The organism is Chitinophaga sp., assembly GCF_039596455.1.
Lineage (GTDB): Bacteria > Bacteroidota > Bacteroidia > Chitinophagales > Chitinophagaceae > Chitinophaga.
The window spans coordinates 1,233,753-1,251,113 of sequence record NZ_JBCNJR010000001.1; the positions used below are offsets into that span (position 1 = coordinate 1,233,753).

General features: G+C 52.7%; 13 protein-coding genes. 10 read left to right on the plus strand and 3 right to left on the minus strand.

Annotated features, from left to right (window positions below; translation table 11 throughout):
• Window positions 1-10: 10 nt before the first annotated feature.
• The 4 genes from ABDW36_RS05205 (at window position 11) to ABDW36_RS05220 (ending at window position 4,814) form a co-directional block, all read left to right on the plus strand.
• A complete protein-coding gene (locus ABDW36_RS05205) occupies window positions 11-1,669 on the plus strand; it encodes a S41 family peptidase (protein WP_343700815.1) in 1,659 nt (552 codons plus the stop codon).
• Window positions 1,670-1,775: 106 nt separating this feature from the next.
• The gene (locus ABDW36_RS05210; RefSeq protein ID WP_343700816.1) at window positions 1,776-2,573 is read left to right on the plus strand and encodes an endonuclease/exonuclease/phosphatase family protein; all 798 of its coding nucleotides are present in this window, start codon (window positions 1,776-1,778) and stop codon (window positions 2,571-2,573) included.
• A gap of 63 nt (window positions 2,574-2,636) precedes the next feature.
• Window positions 2,637-4,025 (plus strand): Gfo/Idh/MocA family oxidoreductase, encoded by a 1,389-nt coding sequence (locus ABDW36_RS05215; protein ID WP_343700817.1) that lies wholly within the window; start codon window positions 2,637-2,639, stop codon window positions 4,023-4,025.
• A 12-nt stretch (window positions 4,026-4,037) separates the two neighbouring features.
• Window positions 4,038-4,814, plus strand: a complete 777-nt coding sequence (locus tag ABDW36_RS05220; RefSeq protein ID WP_343700818.1) for a DUF1080 domain-containing protein — start codon at window positions 4,038-4,040, stop codon at window positions 4,812-4,814.
• Between the two features lie 72 nt (window positions 4,815-4,886).
• Here the strand turns inward: ABDW36_RS05220 and ABDW36_RS05225 are convergent, their stop codons facing one another.
• Complete coding sequence (locus tag ABDW36_RS05225) at window positions 4,887-5,483, minus strand: superoxide dismutase (RefSeq protein ID WP_343700819.1); 597 nt, start codon at window positions 5,481-5,483, stop codon at window positions 4,887-4,889.
• Between the two features lie 257 nt (window positions 5,484-5,740).
• Between ABDW36_RS05225 and ABDW36_RS05230 the strand changes: the two genes are divergently transcribed.
• The 3 genes from ABDW36_RS05230 to ABDW36_RS05240 all read left to right on the plus strand — a co-directional run bounded on the left by ABDW36_RS05230 (window position 5,741) and on the right by ABDW36_RS05240 (window position 7,967).
• Entirely contained in the window at window positions 5,741-6,433 is a 693-nt protein-coding gene (locus tag ABDW36_RS05230) for a LuxR C-terminal-related transcriptional regulator (RefSeq protein WP_343700820.1), read from the plus strand.
• Window positions 6,434-6,633: 200 nt separating this feature from the next.
• Window positions 6,634-6,843 carry a hypothetical protein gene (locus tag ABDW36_RS05235; RefSeq protein ID WP_119077421.1) on the plus strand — a complete coding sequence of 70 codons (210 nt, stop codon included), beginning with the start codon at window positions 6,634-6,636 and terminating at the stop codon, window positions 6,841-6,843.
• A gap of 182 nt (window positions 6,844-7,025) precedes the next feature.
• Window positions 7,026-7,967 carry an SPFH domain-containing protein gene (locus tag ABDW36_RS05240; RefSeq protein WP_343700821.1) on the plus strand — a complete coding sequence of 314 codons (942 nt, stop codon included), beginning with the start codon at window positions 7,026-7,028 and terminating at the stop codon, window positions 7,965-7,967.
• Window positions 7,968-8,047: 80 nt separating this feature from the next.
• On the opposite strand, the gene ABDW36_RS05245 is transcribed toward ABDW36_RS05240, so the two are convergent.
• Window positions 8,048-8,488 (minus strand): nucleoside deaminase, encoded by a 441-nt coding sequence (locus ABDW36_RS05245; protein ID WP_343700822.1) that lies wholly within the window; start codon window positions 8,486-8,488, stop codon window positions 8,048-8,050.
• 2 nt (window positions 8,489-8,490) lie between these two features.
• Window positions 8,491-10,599 (minus strand): NAD-dependent DNA ligase LigA, encoded by a 2,109-nt coding sequence (gene ligA, locus ABDW36_RS05250; protein ID WP_343700823.1) that lies wholly within the window; start codon window positions 10,597-10,599, stop codon window positions 8,491-8,493.
• 223 nt (window positions 10,600-10,822) lie between these two features.
• Between ligA and ABDW36_RS05255 the strand changes: the two genes are divergently transcribed.
• From ABDW36_RS05255 to ABDW36_RS05265, 3 genes are all read left to right on the plus strand, one after another.
• A complete protein-coding gene (locus ABDW36_RS05255) occupies window positions 10,823-12,463 on the plus strand; it encodes an amidohydrolase (protein ID WP_343700824.1) in 1,641 nt (546 codons plus the stop codon).
• Window positions 12,464-12,499: 36 nt separating this feature from the next.
• Window positions 12,500-13,204, plus strand: coding sequence for an NUDIX domain-containing protein (locus tag ABDW36_RS05260; RefSeq protein ID WP_343700825.1), 705 nt, complete (start codon window positions 12,500-12,502; stop codon window positions 13,202-13,204).
• Between the two features lie 749 nt (window positions 13,205-13,953).
• A complete protein-coding gene (locus tag ABDW36_RS05265) occupies window positions 13,954-17,298 on the plus strand; it encodes a methylmalonyl-CoA mutase family protein (protein ID WP_343700826.1) in 3,345 nt (1,114 codons plus the stop codon).
• Window positions 17,299-17,361: the final 63 nt, after the last annotated feature.

The following is a 17,361-nucleotide window of genomic DNA, read 5'->3' on the forward strand; positions in this document are numbered from 1 at the left end:
ATTGTACAGCATGCGGATTTCAAAAAAGAAGATCATCCTGTTTTCACTGCTGGGCCTGTGCCTGGTCTTTGCAGCATTCCGCAACAGCGATAAATACTTCCTGATTGCCAAGAACCTCGATATTTTTGCGGCTTTTTACCGGGAGCTGAACACCTACTACGTAGAAGACCTGCCGCCGGAAAAACTCATGCACAAGGGTATAGAGGCCATGCTGGAGGAAACAGACCCTTATACGGACTTTGTGCCCGAAGAGGAGCTGGACGAACTGCGCTTTATGGCCACCGGTAAATACGGCGGCGTAGGCACCTCCATCTATACAGAAGGGGAATGGACCACCATTACAGACGTGTATGAAGGCAGCCCCATGGCCCGCGCCGGTGTTAAAGCGGGAGACATCATTGTGTCTCTTGACGGGAAGAGCGCCAAAAACATGGAGCAGGAAGAAGTGAGCCGCTACCTGAAAGGCAACCCCGGCACGGTGCTCAACATCGTACTGCGCCACCCCATCACCGAAAAAGAAACGCCCTATAAAATAGTGCGGGAAGATATTAACGTGAAACCTGTCAGCTTTGCCGGCCTGGTGCGTAACAACATCGGCTATATCAAAATGACGCAGTTCACGGAAGGCAGCGGCCAGGCAGTGCAGGAAGCATTTGAACGGCTGAAAAAAGACAACCCCGGCATGAAAGGCATCGTGCTCGATCTGCGCGGCAACCCCGGCGGTTTGCTCGAAGAGGCCGTTACCCTGTCTAACATCTTTATAGACAAGAACAAACTGATCGTCTCCACCAAAGGCAAGGTGAAAAGCTGGGACCGTGAGTATAAAACCACGCAAACCGCTATAGACCAGGCTATTCCCCTGGTGGTGCTCACCAGCCGCTCCTCCGCCTCCGCGGCCGAAATAGTGGCCGGCGCCGTGCAAGACCTTGACCGTGGCCTGGTAGTAGGCCAGCGTTCCTACGGCAAAGGCCTGGTGCAAACCACCCGCCCCCTGCCTTACAACGCCAAGCTGAAAGTGACCACCGCCCGCTATTACACACCCAGCGGCCGCTGCATCCAGGCTATAGACTACACCACCCGTAATGAAGAAGGCGAGGCGGATTATGTACCCGATTCCCTGCGCCGCTCCTTTGTGACCGCCGGTGGCCGCCCTGTAAAAGATGGCGGCGGCATTGAGCCAGACGCCAAGGTAGACAACATGGTGTTGAGCCAGGTAGCCATCACCCTGCTGCGCAAACAGTATATTTTCGACTATGCCACCCAGTATTATTATTCCCACCAGCAGGTAAAACCCGCAGCCAGTTTCAATCTTTCCGAAGCCGAGTTTGACGAGTTCGTGAAATTCCTGGACGGGCGTGACTATAGCTACAAAACCCGCAGCGAAGAAGCCCTGGAAAGTTTCCGTACCACCGCGGAAAGGGAAAAGTATTACAGCGGTCTTGCCAAAGAATTTGAGGCCCTGCAGCAGAAAATGAAACATGACAAGAAGCAGGACCTGCTCCGCAACAAAACGGAAATTAAACACCTGCTGGAAGAAGAGATCATGAACCGCTACTATCCCCAGCAGGGCCGTATTGAAAAAGGCCTCAGCTGGGACCGTGATGTAGACCAGGCCGTGGCCCTTCTCACCAACCCCGCCCAATACCAGGAGCTGCTGGGGAAAAAATAATTTCCTCCTTTACCCCTTACATCTTTTACAATTTAGCCGTGTATCCGTTGCACGGTTAAATTGTTTTTTGTTTTTTTATGGTTTCTATTCTCATTAATTGCTGACCATGCGAAACAGCTTACTCCTCTTATTGTCTGTAATACTGGCCTCCTGCGCCGGTTCCCGCCGCGCTGCGGTTGAAACGCCCGGTACCATCAACGTGCTGAGCTACAACATCCACCACGCCAATCCGCCGTCTGAAAAAGACAAGATAGACCTGCCCGCCATTGCCAGAGTGATCAGCAATGCCGCGCCGGATATAGTGGCCCTGCAAGAGGTAGACGTGCATACAGACCGTTCCGGGAAAGACCTGCACCAGGCTGAGGCGCTGGCCAAACAGGCCGGCATGCATTCTTTTTTTGCCAAAGGCATCGACTACGGCGGCGGGGAGTACGGTGTGGCCATCCTTTCAAAGTTCCCCATCCTGGAAACCAAACGTTACCCGCTTACCACCCTGCCCGGTACCAATGGAGAACCACGTGTTCTGGCCACCGCCCTGCTGCAGTTGCCCGGCAACAAACGCCTGCTGATGGCCTGCACCCACCTGGATGCACAACGCAGCGATTCCAACCGCCAGGTGCAGATCAGGGAAGTAACGGAAATACTGCAAAAACAGCCGTACCCCGTAGTGCTGGCCGGAGACCTGAACGCGGCCAACGGCACGCCGGTGATCAATGAGCTGGACAAGCACCTTACCCGCACCTGCGATAATTGCGCACCCACTATTCCCGTGATCAATCCCCGCCGGTGTATAGACTTTATTGCCTTTACGCCCGGTAAATTTGAGGTGCTGAAACACGTGGTAATACCCGAAACCTATGCGTCAGACCATTTGCCCGTGAACGCTGTTTTGCGTTTGCGGTAAATTATTTTTATATTAACATCTTGCACTGATCAAAAGCTCAAAGAACGATAAACGAAAAACAGTATGACAGAACATTTGAAGGGTAATTCCCGCAGGGGGTTTATTACCAGGCTGGCCAAAGGGGTGGTAGGAGCTTCGCTGCTTCCCAACATCATTACCGCTGCAGACCGTAAAAGAAGCCTTCAACAGCTGGCACGTGCAAAAGACCATTACAGCGCCAATGACCAGATACAGATAGCATTGATAGGCGCAGGGGGAATGGGTACAGAAGACGCTAACTCCGCCATCAAGGTGCCCGGTGTGAAGCTGGTTGCTGCCTGCGACCTGTATGACGGCCGCCTGGCGGATGCCAAAAAGAAATGGGGGAACGACATTTATACTACCCGCGATTACAAGGAGATACTGCAAAGAAAAGATATCGACGCCGTGATCATTGCCACGCCCGATAGCTGGCATAAAGATATTTCCGTGGCCGCCATGAACGCCGGCAAAAGCGTGTATTGCGAAAAGCCGATGGTGCATGACGTAACCGAAGGCCCCGCGGTAGTGGAAGCGCAGAATCGCAATAAAGGCGTGGTTTTCCAGGTGGGCAGCCAGGGCGTAAGTTCCCTGGGTAATGAAAAAGCCCGCGAGCTGCTGAAAGACGGCGCCATTGGGGAGCTGAACTATGCAGAAGGTTTCTGGGCAAGGATGTCTCCCACCGGTGCATGGCAATACCCCATTCCGGCAGACGCATCTCCCGCTACTGTAGGTTGGGACGCCTTTCTCTCCAACAATAAAAAACGTGCCTTTGACCCGCTGCGCTTTTTCCGCTGGAGAAATTACCGGGACTATGGTACCGGCGTATCCGGAGACCTGTTTGTACACCTCTTCAGCAGCCTCCACCTGGTGACCGGCTCTATTGGCCCCAACAAGATCATGGCTACCGGCGGCCTCCGCTACTGGAAAGACGGCCGTGAAGTGCCGGACGTGATGCTGGGTATGTTCGATTACCCGCAAACGGAAGTGCACCCCGCTTTCAATCTTTCGCTGCGCGTGAACTTTGTAGACGGCACCGGTGGTACCAACTACCTCCGCATGGTAGGCAGTGAAGGTTCCATGACCGTTGAGTGGGACCGTGTAACCGTGCTCCGCAACAAAAACACCGTAGACGCTTCTGACCCGCTGGCACAAGGCAAGCAGGCCAAGGAGAACGGCAAGCAGTATGTGTATGAAAGAAAGCACATGCTTGACCCGGACAAACTGGTGTATGCAGCGGAAGAAGGCTATAAAGGCGCGCATTTCGATCACTTTTACAATCTTTTCAACGCCATGCGTACCAAAGGGAAAGTGGCGGAAGACGCACTGTTCGGCTACCGCGCCGCGGCGCCTGCGCTGCTGTGTAACGACAGCTACTTCGAAAACAGGATCATGCACTGGGATCCTAAAAATCTCAAAACGGTTAACAAATAAATGATTGACAATATGAAAAAACTGGTTCTCCCCGCGTTCTGCGCAGCCGCCCTGGCGGTGGCCTCCTGCAACAATGCGGCCAAGGAAGAGAAAAAAGATTCCGTAACAGCAGGCAGCGAAAACATGGCCACCGCCGAACCGCCTGCCAACGTGCTCACCGAAGCTGAAAAAGCAGAAGGGTGGACGCTGCTGTTCAACGGTACCAGCCTGGACGGCTGGCGCATTTACAAAGGCAAGGAGTCCAACACCTGGGGTGTGCAGGACGGCCTGCTGCATTGCATAGGCAGCGCTACAGACAAGAGTGACATGCGCGGAGACCTCATCACCAACAACCAGTACGATAACTTTGAGCTGGTGGCAGACTGGAAAATTGCGCCCCAGGGCAACAGCGGCATCCTTTACCTGGTAACGGAAGAGTTTGAAGCGCCTTACATGAGCGGCCCTGAATACCAGCTGATAGATGATGAAAACTTTCCTGAAAAGCTGGAAGACTGGCAGAAATCAGGCGCCAACTACGCTATGAACCCGCCTTCCAAGCTGGCTGCCAGGCCCGTGGGCGATTGGAACCATACCCGGATTGTAGTGAACAAGGGTAAGGTAGAACACTGGCTGAACGGAGAAAAGGTGGTAGATACCGAGATGTGGACAGACGAGTGGCAGAAAGCCAAAACCACCGGTAAATGGAAAGACTACAAGGGTTACGGCACGGCCAAAAAAGGCCACATCTGCCTGCAAGACCATGGTAGCGAAGTGTGGTTCAAGAACATGAAGATCAGGGAGCTGAAATAAGCGCCCCGCTTATAACGGAAAAGGGTTGCATCCATGCGGATGCAACCCTTTTTTAATGTAAGAAGGTGTTGACTAGGCGAAGCGTTTGCTCACCGCGTCCCAGTTTACCACGTTCCAGAAAGCGGCCAGGTATTCTGCGCGGCGGTTCTGGTACTTCAGGTAATAGGCATGCTCCCATACGTCTACGCCCAGCAGCGGAGTGCCTTTTACTTCAGCAACGTCCATCAGGGGATTGTCCTGGTTGGGGGTGGAAGTGATCTCCAGCTTGCCGTCTTTTGCGATCAGCCAGGCCCAGCCGGAGCCGAAGCGGGTCATGCCGGCATTGTTGAATTTTTCTTTAAAGGCATCAAAAGAGCCGAAAGCGCTGTTGATAGCATCTGCCAGCTTGCCGCTGGGAGCGCCGCCTGCGTTGGGGGCCAGGCTGGTCCAGAAGAAGCTGTGGTTCCAGTGGCCGCCGCCGTTGTTACGCACGGCAGGGCTGATGGCGCCTGCTTTGGCTACCAGCTCTTCCAGTGTTTTATTCTCGTTCTCGGTACCGGCTATAGCCTTGTTCAGGTTGTCTACATAAGCCTGGTGGTGCTTGCCATGATGTATTTCCATCGTAAGCTTGTCAAAATGCGGTTCCAGCGCATCTGAAGCGTACGGCAAAGCAGGAAGTGTAAATGCCATAATCCAATTTTTATGGGTTAAAAATTATATTAAGATACAATGAGCACCAAATTTACTGCCTAATGCGGTAATTGTCAAACCCTTTCTCCAGACGGCCGTTATGGCGGGAACCGGGTGTTAATGACGTTTGGATATATGGCTTTTTCTTTTATATTTACATAAAGGTGTTATAACGGATGTTTCACATTTAATTATATTCGTATAGTATTCATCGTTAGTTTTCACTATTGTTTGTTTAAAATATAAATATGCAGGACATGGGCACAGAAAACCGCGATTCTCAGGATGCGCTGATATCGGAGAATGCAAAATTGCGGAGCCAGCTGGAAAGATTGGAAGCAATCATAGATCAGGTGCCGGCAATGCTTTATACGTCCAACAACTCCAGGAAGGCAGTTAACTGGTGTAACAAAAGGCTTACAGACACATTAGGGTATTCACAGGAAGAAATTCTCTCACTGGGCACAGAATTTTTCAGGCAAATACTTCATCCGGACGATACGAGCATTCTGGCCATCTCCCAACAATCTTTCCGGGAAAAGAAATCTATGTATGGCGGCGTGCTGCGCGTACGCCGGCGCAACAGCCCGGACTGGTTCTGGGTGGTAGGGCTGGGCATTCCCTTTACTTTTGACAAGCAGGGCAACGTAGTAGACGTGATCTGCGTGTTCCTCGATTTTACCAATGCCATAGACACGGGCAACCAGATCAGCGAAGCCCTGCGGGAGGTATTGCGCCGCCGCAATGAAGACGCGTTGAACAAGCTTACCGCACGGGAAAAAGATATTTTTATGCTGGCCGCCAGCGGGCATAACAATAAGGAAATTGCAGAGAACTTAAATTTAAGCCGCTATACCGTTGAAACCCACCGCAAAAACATCCGCCTGAAATTAAAGGTCAGAAATACGTCTGAACTGGTGGCGCTCGCCAAACAGATCGGCATGCAATAAACCCCTTCCTGCGGACAGTTGATAATCAGTTTGTATATGTTCATTTTTAATCTGTAAATCGGCTACAACGCACGTGTGATGTGGGATTGGCGCGAAAAAATACCCAAGCTTGGGTATTTTCCGGCGTCCCAAACTCCAGTATTTTAGTAGCTGAATAGGAACGGAGTTCATTTGGATAGTTTAGCGTAATACTTATCACTATGATAACCGAAGACAAGGCGTATGATATCCTGGCGTTAGATCAGTCAGCTACACCCGAAGAAATAGTTCGCCGGTATCAGACATTAAAAGACCAGTATAAAAAAATAAAGGAAGAGGCAGATGACCTTAAAACCCAGTTGGCTTATCAATTGAAACAAATTGAACTAGACGACGTGTTCATCTACTTCCGTAAATGCCAGAAGATATAGCAAATGTTTATTCTTTCATGCGTTGTTTCGTGTTAACCCGTGCGCGAACGGTTCATTCATTGTTTGTTATTGTTCCCTTTTGCCATGCAATCCCGGTCTTGCATCCACGTTTGGAAACCTGCTGCTGCCGTAGTGAAGGATTTTGATTACATTTGAAAGTAATCCTTAAAATCCGCTACGCTATGGATAATATTGTTTTGTATGTTGTTCTGGCCCTCCTGCTGCTGATTGTGCTGACCTCTTTCGTCACGGTACAGCAGGGCACCATCGGGGTCACCACCATTTTCGGGAAATACAACCGCATCCTCTTTCCCGGTCTCAATTTCAAAATACCCCTCATAGAAAAAGTATTCAAACGCATTTCCATACAGAACCGCTCCGTGGAGCTGGAGTTCCAGGCCATTACGGTAGACCAGGCCAATGTATACTTCAAGGCCATGCTCCTGTATTCCGTGCTGAACCAGGCAGAGGAAACCATCAAGAACGTAGCCTTCAAGTTCATGGACGAGCGCAGTTTCATGCAGGCGCTGGTGCGTACCATAGAAGGCTCCATCCGCGGCTTTGTGGCCACTAAAAGGCAGGCGGAAGTGCTGGCGCTGCGCAAAGACATTACGGAACATGTGAAGGAGCAGATAGACCTGACGCTGGAGCAGTGGGGTTTTCACCTGCAAGACCTCCAGTTGAACGATATTACGTTTGACGAAGCCATCATGCGCTCCATGGCGCAGGTGGTGGCTTCCAACAACCTGAAGGCCGCCGCGGAAAACGAAGGCCAGGCATTGCTCATCACCAAAACGAAGGCCGCCGAGGCAGACGGCAACGCCATTAAAATTGCCGCGGAAGCAGAACGGCAAGCGGCCCAGCTGCGCGGCCAGGGCGTAGCCCTTTTCCGTGAAGAAGTAGCCAAGGGCATGACCATGGCTGCAAAAGAAATGCAGCAGGCTAACCTTGACACGTCTGTGATACTCTTTTCCATGTGGGTGGAAGGGATCAAACACTTCTCCGAAAACTCCAAGGGCAATGTGATTTTCCTGGATGGTTCTTCTGAAGGTATGGAAAAGACCATGAAACAGCTGATGAGCCTGAACCAGCTGATGGAGGTGAAGAAAGAGGGCGGGAAATAGAACGTTATTTGAATATAACAAAGAGGCCCGCAAGCATTGCTTCGGGCCTCTTTGCGTTAGTTAAAACGGCATGCCAGGCTCTATTTCCGCCTTGCCGCAAAAAACGCTTTCACCATGCTTAAACTTTCCTCCCCGCGCAGGCCGCTTTCAATTTTCGTTTTCGGATGAAAGGGAGATTTTTCTCCGGTGACGCGGCGGTAGCCGTTCTTTTCATCAGCGGCGGCGTACACAATGCGGCCTATTTTGCTCCAGTATAGCGCGCCGGCACACATTACGCAGGGCTCCAGCGTTACGTACAGTGTGGCATCCGGCAGGTATTTGGCGCCCATGTAGTTGAAGGCGGCCGTGAGCGCTATCATCTCGGCGTGGGCCGTACAGTCGTTGAGCATTTCCACCTGGTTATGCCCGCGGCCGATTATCTGCCCGTTTGCCACCACCACCGCGCCTATCGGCACTTCTCCCTTTTCCTGTGCTTTGCGGGCTTCGTTGAGCGCCTGCTGCATAAAATGTTCGTCACTCATTGTTAGGGCGCGGTTACCATTTTTATAAAATCGTCTTCCGAAAGGATCTTGACGGTGTTGATCTTCTTGGCTTTTTCCAGCTTGCTGCCGGCGTCTTCTCCCACCACCAGGTAGTTGAGCTTGCTGCTTACACCGCTCAGTATTTTACCGCCGTGCTGCTCCACCATTTCTTCCGCTTCGCTGCGTTTGAGTTTGTTGAGCGTGCCGGTAAACAGGAAGGTTTGCCCGCTGAGCGTGCCCTCCGCGGAGAGGGCGCCTTTGGTGCTGTGCAGGTTGAGGCCCAGCTCTTCCAGCTTTTGCAGCATGTGCAGATTGTCCTGGTTGCTGAAGAACTGGCGTACAGAACCGGCCACCTTGGGGCCAATATCTTCCAGCGCCAGTAATTGCTCTTCGGAGAACTGCGCCAGGTCAAGCAAATGATCTACCGCGTTGGCCAGGGTTTTGGCGGTAGTTTCACCCACGTACCGTATGCCCAGCCCGAATATCAGGCGGTGCAGCGGCTGGGTGCGGCTGTTGTCAATGGCCGTGCGCAGGTTGGTGATGGATTTGGCGCCGAAACCTTCCAGTTTGGCAATGGCATCAAAATCGAGCGTATAAATACCGGGCACTTCTTTCAGCAGGCCCAGCGTGTAGAATTTCCGCACGTTGCTTTCACCCAGGCTGCGGATGTCCATGGCGTCTTTGCTTACAAAGTGGATCATGCGCTCCACCACTTGCGCTTCACAGCTGATGTTCACACAGCGCCAAACGCTTTCACCTTCCGGCCGTACCAGCTTGTCTTTACAGACAGGGCATTCGGTGGGAAATACAATATCCCGCTCAGACCCGTCCCGCAGGTCTGCCATGGATTTTACAATGTAGGGTATCACATCGCCCGCCCTTTCCACCAGCACCGTATCTCCGATTTTCAGGTCTTTTTCCCTGATCACGTCTTCATTGAAGAGGGAAATAGAACCTACCGTTACGCCGCCGATGGGTACGGGGTCTATTTTGGCAACGGGGGTGATGGAGCCCGTGCGGCCCACCTGGAATTCCACGTTACGCAGCCTGCTGGTGCCCTGCCGGGCTTTGAACTTGTAGGCCATGGCCCAGCGCGGGTGATGGGTGGTCATGCCCATTTTGTCCTGCAAGGCATAGTCGTTCACCTTGATCACCATGCCGTCTATTTCATAAGGCAGATCATCCCGGCGGGCTTCAAATTCATTACAATAATCTATCACCGCCTGTATGCCGCGTACCACTTTCTTTTCCTTGTTAGGGCTTCTGAAACCAAGGTCCCACAACATTTGCAGCGTATTGCTGTGCGTTTGTATGGCTTCCGGCTCAGCCATGCCGGGTTGCATGGTATGGTAGCTCATATTGTAGAGGAAAGCTTCCAGGCCGCGTTTGGCTACTTCTCCGGGATCTACAATGCGCAGGGAGCCGGAGGCGGCGTTGCGCGGGTTGGCCAGCGGGGGCAGGTTTTCAGCCACCCGTTGTTCGTTTAGCTTTTTGAACGTGTTTTTGTTGATCAGCACTTCGCCCCGAAGCTCTATCTGCTGGATGCCGTATGCAGAGAAGTTGGCAGACAGCGGAATGGTGCGTATCTGCCGGATGTTGACGGTAATTTCATCTCCCTGCACGCCGTCTCCGCGCGTAGCGCCGCGGGAGAGCATATCGTTTTCGTAAATAAGGGAAATGCTGGCGCCGTCAAACTTCGGCTCTATGCAGTACTCAATTTCCGGGAGCTTGGCCAGCTCGCGCGCCTTGCGGTCCCAGTCTACCAGGTCTTCCGCATTGTAAGAGTTTTCCAGGCTCAGCATGGGCACCAGGTGCTGCACAGTAGGGAACAGTTTGGTAAGCCCCTGTGCCACGCGCTGGGTAGGCGAGTCCGGAGACACCAGGTTGGGGTTATCTTTTTCCAGCTGCTTGAGCCAGGAAAACAGCTGGTCATATTCCTGGTCGCTGAGCACGGGGTCATCCTGGATGTAATACCGCCAGTCACTATACCGGATCACCTGCCTCAATGAATCCGCCAGCTCTTCCGCGGTGTCTTTGGAAGGTTTTGCCGCCTGGGCCAGCAAGGTTTTGCCAAGGCGCGCCAGGGTTATTTCTGTTTCTTTCGTGTACATGATGAACTTGATAAGTCAAAAACTCTGGCGTAAATTTAATCTTTACCCTGCAATAAATTTCCGGCAGGCGGTATCTGTCGGGTAAAAGCGGTGTATGTGAATAGCCGGTGGGCATCGGTAGATTTTACCGGTGCGGAACCCTTCCAGGAGGCCGGTGATGTGAGCCGGACGAGTTGACCCGGCAGGGCCTGTAAATACCAACGCCAGATTTAAAAAGAATCGTATGCCTAAAAACTACCCCCTTTGCCTTGCGGCGTTGCTGGCGCTTGCCGCCTGCAGCCGGCAGGAAAAAGCAGACCTCATCGTTCATCATGCCCATATTTACACCCTTGATCCCGCCAACACGGTGGTGCAGGCCATGGCCGTGAAAGACGGCAAGGTGCTGGCCGTGGGCACCAATGAATTTATACAAGGCCGCTTTACGGCCGCGGAGGAGAAAAACGCCGGAGGCGCCGCCATATATCCCGGTTTTAACGATGCGCATGCCCACTTCATGGGGTATGCCGCTTCCCTGCGTACGGTAGACCTGCGGGACACCAAAAGCTGGCCCGAAGCGCTTGACCGGGTGAAGGCCTTTGCCGCCGCTCACCCCTCTGCCTGGGTGCTGGGCGGCGGCTGGGACCAGAATGACTGGGAGCAGAAAGCCTTTCCTGACAAAACCGGGCTTGACAGCCTTTTCCCGACTACGCCGGTGTTACTGCGGCGTATAGACGGCCACGCCGCCATGGCCAACCAGGCGGCCCTGAACGCAGCCGGCATCAAACCGGGGCAAACTATTACAGGAGGCAGCTTTGAAACAAAAAACGGGCAGCTGACGGGCCTGTTGATAGATAATGCCATAGACCCTGTGGCAGATAAAGTACCCGCACCTTCCCTGGCGGAGCTGGAAGCATCCCTGCTGCAGGCTGAGGCCAACTGCCTGGCCGCGGGTATCACCAGCTTAACGGACTGCGGCCTTTCCGTTCCCGACATGCAGCTGCTTGACAGCCTGCTGCAAAAAGGCCGGCTGCACCTGGGGCTGAACATCATGTTAAGCGACAATGAGCAGAACATCAGCTGGCTGGTAAAGAACAATCCCTACCGGAGCGGGCGGCTGCAGGTACGGAGCGTGAAGTTTTATGGAGACGGGGCGCTGGGCTCCCGTGGCGCCTGCCTGCTGCACGATTATTCAGACAAGCCCGGCTGGAAAGGGTTTATGCTGAAAGACCGCGCCTATTTTGAACAACAGGCTGCCCGGCTGGCTGGCGCCGGTATACAGATGTGCACCCATGCCATTGGAGATTCCGCCAACCGGGAAATACTTCGTATATACGCCGCCGTGCTAAAGGGCAGGAATGACCGCCGCTGGCGTATAGAGCACGCGCAGGTGGTAGATTCGGCAGACTTCAGGTGGTTTGGCGAAAACAACATTGTGCCCTCTGTACAGCCCACCCATGCCACCTCAGATATGTACTGGGCAGGAGAGCGGCTGGGCCCGCAGCGTTTGCGGCATGCCTATGCCTACCGCCGGCTGCTGGAACAAAACGGCTGGCTGCCCCTGGGTACGGATTTCCCGGTAGAGCACATCAACCCCCTGCTCACCTTTTACGCCGCCGTGGCCCGGAAAGACAATAGCGGCTACCCGCAGGGCGGTTTTCAGCCTGAAAATGCCCTCTCCCGCGAGGCCGCACTGCGGGGTATTACCCTTTGGCCCGCTCATGCCGCTTTTGAAGAAACAGAGAAAGGGAGCCTTGAACCAGGCAAGGCGGCAGATTTTGTGATAACCAGTGATGACCTGATGCTGGCGCCGGAAGATAAAATTCCTGCAATTAAGATTTTAGCTACTTATATTTACGGAAAGGCCCTCTATGAAGCAGGCCGTTAGCTACTACGTTTTATTGACATTCCACGATTATGTAATATGTCCGCCAAGAACATTAACACCCACCTTATTGAGATCCAGGATTACTTCAAAGCCGCTATATCAGTGGATTGTGTGATATTCGGCTTTGATGAGAACGAGCTGAAAGTATTGCTGATAGAGTCTGACCTGAAAGAATTCAAAGGCAAATGGTCTTTGCTGGGAGATATTATGCACCCTGATGAAGATATTGAAACGGCCGCCTACCGCGTACTGCGGGAGCGCACGGGGCTGGAAGACGTGTATATGGAGCAGGTGCAGGCTTTTGGCGGCGTTAACCGCCACCCCGCGGGCCGCGTGATCACCATTGCCTACTACTCCCTGGTGAATATTGAGCATGTGGAGCTGAAAACCCACTCCAATGAGCTGCACTGGCATGCCGTGAAAGATATCCGGCAAATGGCCTTTGACCACCGTGAGATACTGGCCACCTGCCTGGAAAGGCTGCAGCGCAAGGTGATAGACCAGCCCGTAGGGTTTAACCTGCTGCCCAAGAAATTCTCGCTGCGGGAGCTGCAGAACCTCTATGAGGCTATACTTGACGTGAAGCTGGACAGGCGTAATTTCCGCAAGAAGTTCTTTGCTATGGACTACCTGATAGATCTCAATGAAGAAGAGCAGGAAGTACGCCACCGCCCCGCCAGGCTGTACAAGTTCAACCAGGAAAAGTATAACCAGCGCCAGAAGAAAAACCTCGGTTTTTGATATTATTTTAACCTTTCCCTAAATTTTTATTTCTTTCTGAAACCTCTACCCTAAGGGAGTTCAGCGTGCGGGCACGTCCGGCAACGGCTGTATATTTTCTGCAAGAACGCCGTAAAAATTGTTTTTTAACAAAATTTTAATTAAGATTGTGTAAAATATACACACTAGCGATTTACCGGGGTATATTTATAGTAGTAGCCAGAGACCAAACATCTAAATCGATCAAGGTAAAATTTTGTTGGAACAGAAAACCCGATACTGAAACACTTCAGCCAGCAATGGCTTTTCATATTATTCTATTGCGTTTTATCAATTCCACGTTATGTTCTACAATTAGATAGATCACCTTTTGAGAAAATGGGGTTGGTCGGGATTTTTTCCGGCCGCCCCTTTTTCGTTTTTACATTTTGCATCCTTCAAATCCTTTATCATAGCGGCTTCTAGAATATTGCTCCACTGCCACAGCGGGTTTCGGCCGTTTTGAACGAAGGAGTAACGAAGGAGTAACGAACAAGTAACGAACGATCAGACTTTCTTTACTTGTTCGTTCATCTCCCTGGGTAGCTTCGTTATTCCTTCGTTCGCCACCGTATTTTCTCCATTCGGGCTAAATAAATCTGCAGAAATGCTAAATGCTGCTGGCCGGAATACCTGAATTTTGCATTACAGGGATTTGCAAGCATGTTTGTGCAAGACTAATTCTGCATCTCAACGTGCTGCAGCCCCTATTTTCGTAAATTGCATGCCTTATGTCATACACACCACAACACAAGGTCCGTATTGTTACGGCAGCCGCATTATTTGACGGGCATGATGCTGCCATCAACATCATGCGCAGGATCATGCAAAGCACAGGAGCGGAAGTGATACACCTGGGCCATAACCGCTCAGCGGCGGAAATAGTGGATTGCGCCATACAGGAAGACGCGCAGGGCATTGCCGTCACCTCTTACCAGGGCGGGCACATCGAGTTTTTTAAATACATGTATGACCTGCTGAAGGAAAAAGGCTGCAGCCATATCCGCATCTTCGGCGGGGGCGGCGGCACCATATTGCCTGCTGAAATTGAGGAACTGCATGCCTATGGCATTACGCGCATCTACTCCCCTGACGACGGCCGCAAGTTTGGCCTGGGCGGCATGATAGAAGACGTGATACAACAATGCGATTTTGAAACGGTGAAACAGGGAGAGTGGACACTGCAACAGGAAAAGCTCACAAAGAACGACGCCCCTGAAATTGCCAGGGCCATCACCTACGCGGAAAACTTTGCCATGAACGGGCAACAGGCAGACCTGGAAGTAATGGCCGCCCGCAAGGCGCCCGTGCTGGGTATTACCGGCACAGGCGGCGCAGGTAAAAGCAGTGTAACAGATGAGTTGGTGAGGCGCTTCCTGCATGAATATGACAACCGTACTATTGCCGTCATATCCGTAGACCCCTCCAAGAAAAAAACCGGCGGCGCCCTGCTGGGAGACCGCATCCGGATGAACAGCATCCATCACCCCCGTGCATACATGCGCTCCCTGGCCACCAGGGAAAGCGACAAGGCCATCAGCCTGCACATACAAGAGGCTATCGACATCTGCAAGGCAGCGGGCTTCGACTTCATCATTCTCGAAACCTCCGGCATAGGCCAAAGCGACACGGCTATTGTAGATTACTGTGATGTGGCCCTTTACGTGATGACGCCGGAGTACGGCGCCGCCTCCCAGCTGGAGAAGATCAATATGCTGGATTATGCAGACGTGATTGCCATCAATAAATTTGACAAAGCCGGCGCGCTGGATGCCCTGCACGATGTGCGCAAGCAATACAAACGCAACAACGGGTTGTGGGAATCCAAGGATGACGAGCTGCCGGTAGTGGGCACCATTGCCTCCCAGTTTAACGACGCCGGCGTGAACCAGCTTTTCTGGCGCCTGATGCACCGTATTGCCGAGAAAACCGGCGTGTATTTCGGGGAAGACCATCCTGACAAACCCATCCTCACCACTTCCACCAAATCCCAGATCATACCGCCCGCGCGCGTGCGCTACCTGGCTGAAATAGTAAGCAGCATTGAAGAATACGGCGCCTGGGTAAATGAACAATGCGCCCTGGCCACGCAATGGTACCAGGTGGAAGGCGTGCTTAAAACGCCCGGTCTGCAGCATGCAGACGAGCTTCGGCGTATCAGCGAGCATGTACAGTCCCAGCTGCATGCAGACTGCAGGCAGCTGATTGCCGCCTGGCCGGCACTGCAGGAAAAATACAGGGCGGATTATTACGCCTTCCAGGTAAGGGACAGGGAGATCAGGCTGCCGCTTTTTTCCGACAGCCTTTCGCATTCCCGCATTCCCAAAGTGAGCCTGCCGCAGTATAAAGACTGGGGAGACATTCTCCGCTGGCAGCTCACGGAAAACCTGCCGGGAGAGTTCCCCTACGCCGCCGGCGTATTTCCCCTGAAAAGGGAAGGGGAAGACCCTACCCGTATGTTTGCCGGCGAAGGAGGCCCGGAACGCACCAACAAACGGTTCCACTACGTATCTGTAGACCAGCCCGCCAAACGCCTTTCCACCGCGTTCGACAGCGTTACCCTCTACGGTGAAGACCCCGCCTACCGGCCGGATATTTACGGCAAGATCGGTAACTCCGGCGTAAGCATTGCCACCGTAGATGATGCCAAAAAACTTTACAGCGGCTTTGATCTCTGCGATCCGAAAACCTCCGTGTCTATGACCATCAACGGGCCCGCGCCCATTCTGCTGGCCTTTTTCATGAACGCGGCCATTGACCAGGAATGTGAAAAATACATTGCCGCCAACGGTTTAACGGAGCAGGTGGAAGCTACCATTAAAAAGAAATTCTCCGACCATCCGCTTCCGCATTACGCGGGCAGCCTGCCCCATGGCAACAACGGGCTGGGCTTGCAGCTGCTGGGCATTTCAGGCAGCGATGTACTGGAAGCGGACGTGTACCGGAAAATAAAGGCCCATGCCCTCAGCACCGTGCGCGGCACCGTGCAGGCAGACATCCTGAAAGAAGACCAGGCGCAGAACACCTGCATCTTCTCTACGGAGTTTGCGCTGAAGCTGATGGGAGACGTACAGGAATATTTTATCAGCGAAAAAGTACGCAACTTTTATTCCGTAAGTATTTCCGGCTACCACATTGCAGAAGCGGGCGCCAACCCCATTACACAGCTCGCCTTTACGCTGGCTAATGGCTTCACCTATGTGGAGTATTACCTGAGCCGCGGCATGCATATAGATGATTTTGCGCCCAACCTGTCATTCTTCTTCAGTAACGGCATGGACCCTGAATACGCCGTTATTGGTCGCGTAGCCCGCCGCATCTGGGCCAAGGCCATCAAATACAAATACAAAGGCAATGAGCGCTCGCAGAAACTGAAATACCACATTCAGACCTCCGGTCGCAGCCTGCATGCGCAGGAAATTGACTTTAACGACATCCGCACCACCCTGCAGGCGCTCTATGCCATTTACGACAATTGCAATTCCCTGCACACCAACGCGTATGATGAAGCCATTACCACGCCCACGGAAGAAAGCGTGCGCCGCGCCATGGCCATACAGCTCATCATCAACCGGGAGCTGGGCACCGCCAAGAACGAGAACCCCAACCAGGGCAGCTTCTTTATAGAAGAGCTGACAGACCTGGTAGAAGAGGCCGTGCTGGCGGAGTTTAACAGGATAACCGAGAGAGGCGGCGTGCTGGGCGCCATGGAAAGGATGTACCAGCGTAACAAGATACAGGAAGAAAGCCTGTATTACGAATCGCTGAAGCATTCCGGCGAGTTCCCGATCATTGGCGTGAACACCTTCCTGAATAAGAACGGGTCTCCCACTATTATCCCGGCGGAAGTGATCCGTTCCACGCAGGAGGAAAAAGAATTCCAGATAAAGGCACTGAACGCTTTCCAGGAAAGGCATGCCAGCCTGGGCGCTGAAAAGCTGAAGCAGCTGCAGGCTGTAGCGGTGCAGAACGGCAACCTGTTTGCGGAGTTGATGGAGACGGTGAAGTATTGCTCCCTGGGGCAGATCACGCATGCGTTGTATGAAGTGGGCGGGCAGTACCGGCGGAATATGTAATATAATTGGCAGGGCTGGTCAATGTAGTGACCGGCCCTGTTTCCTTTGCAGGCATCCTGCTTT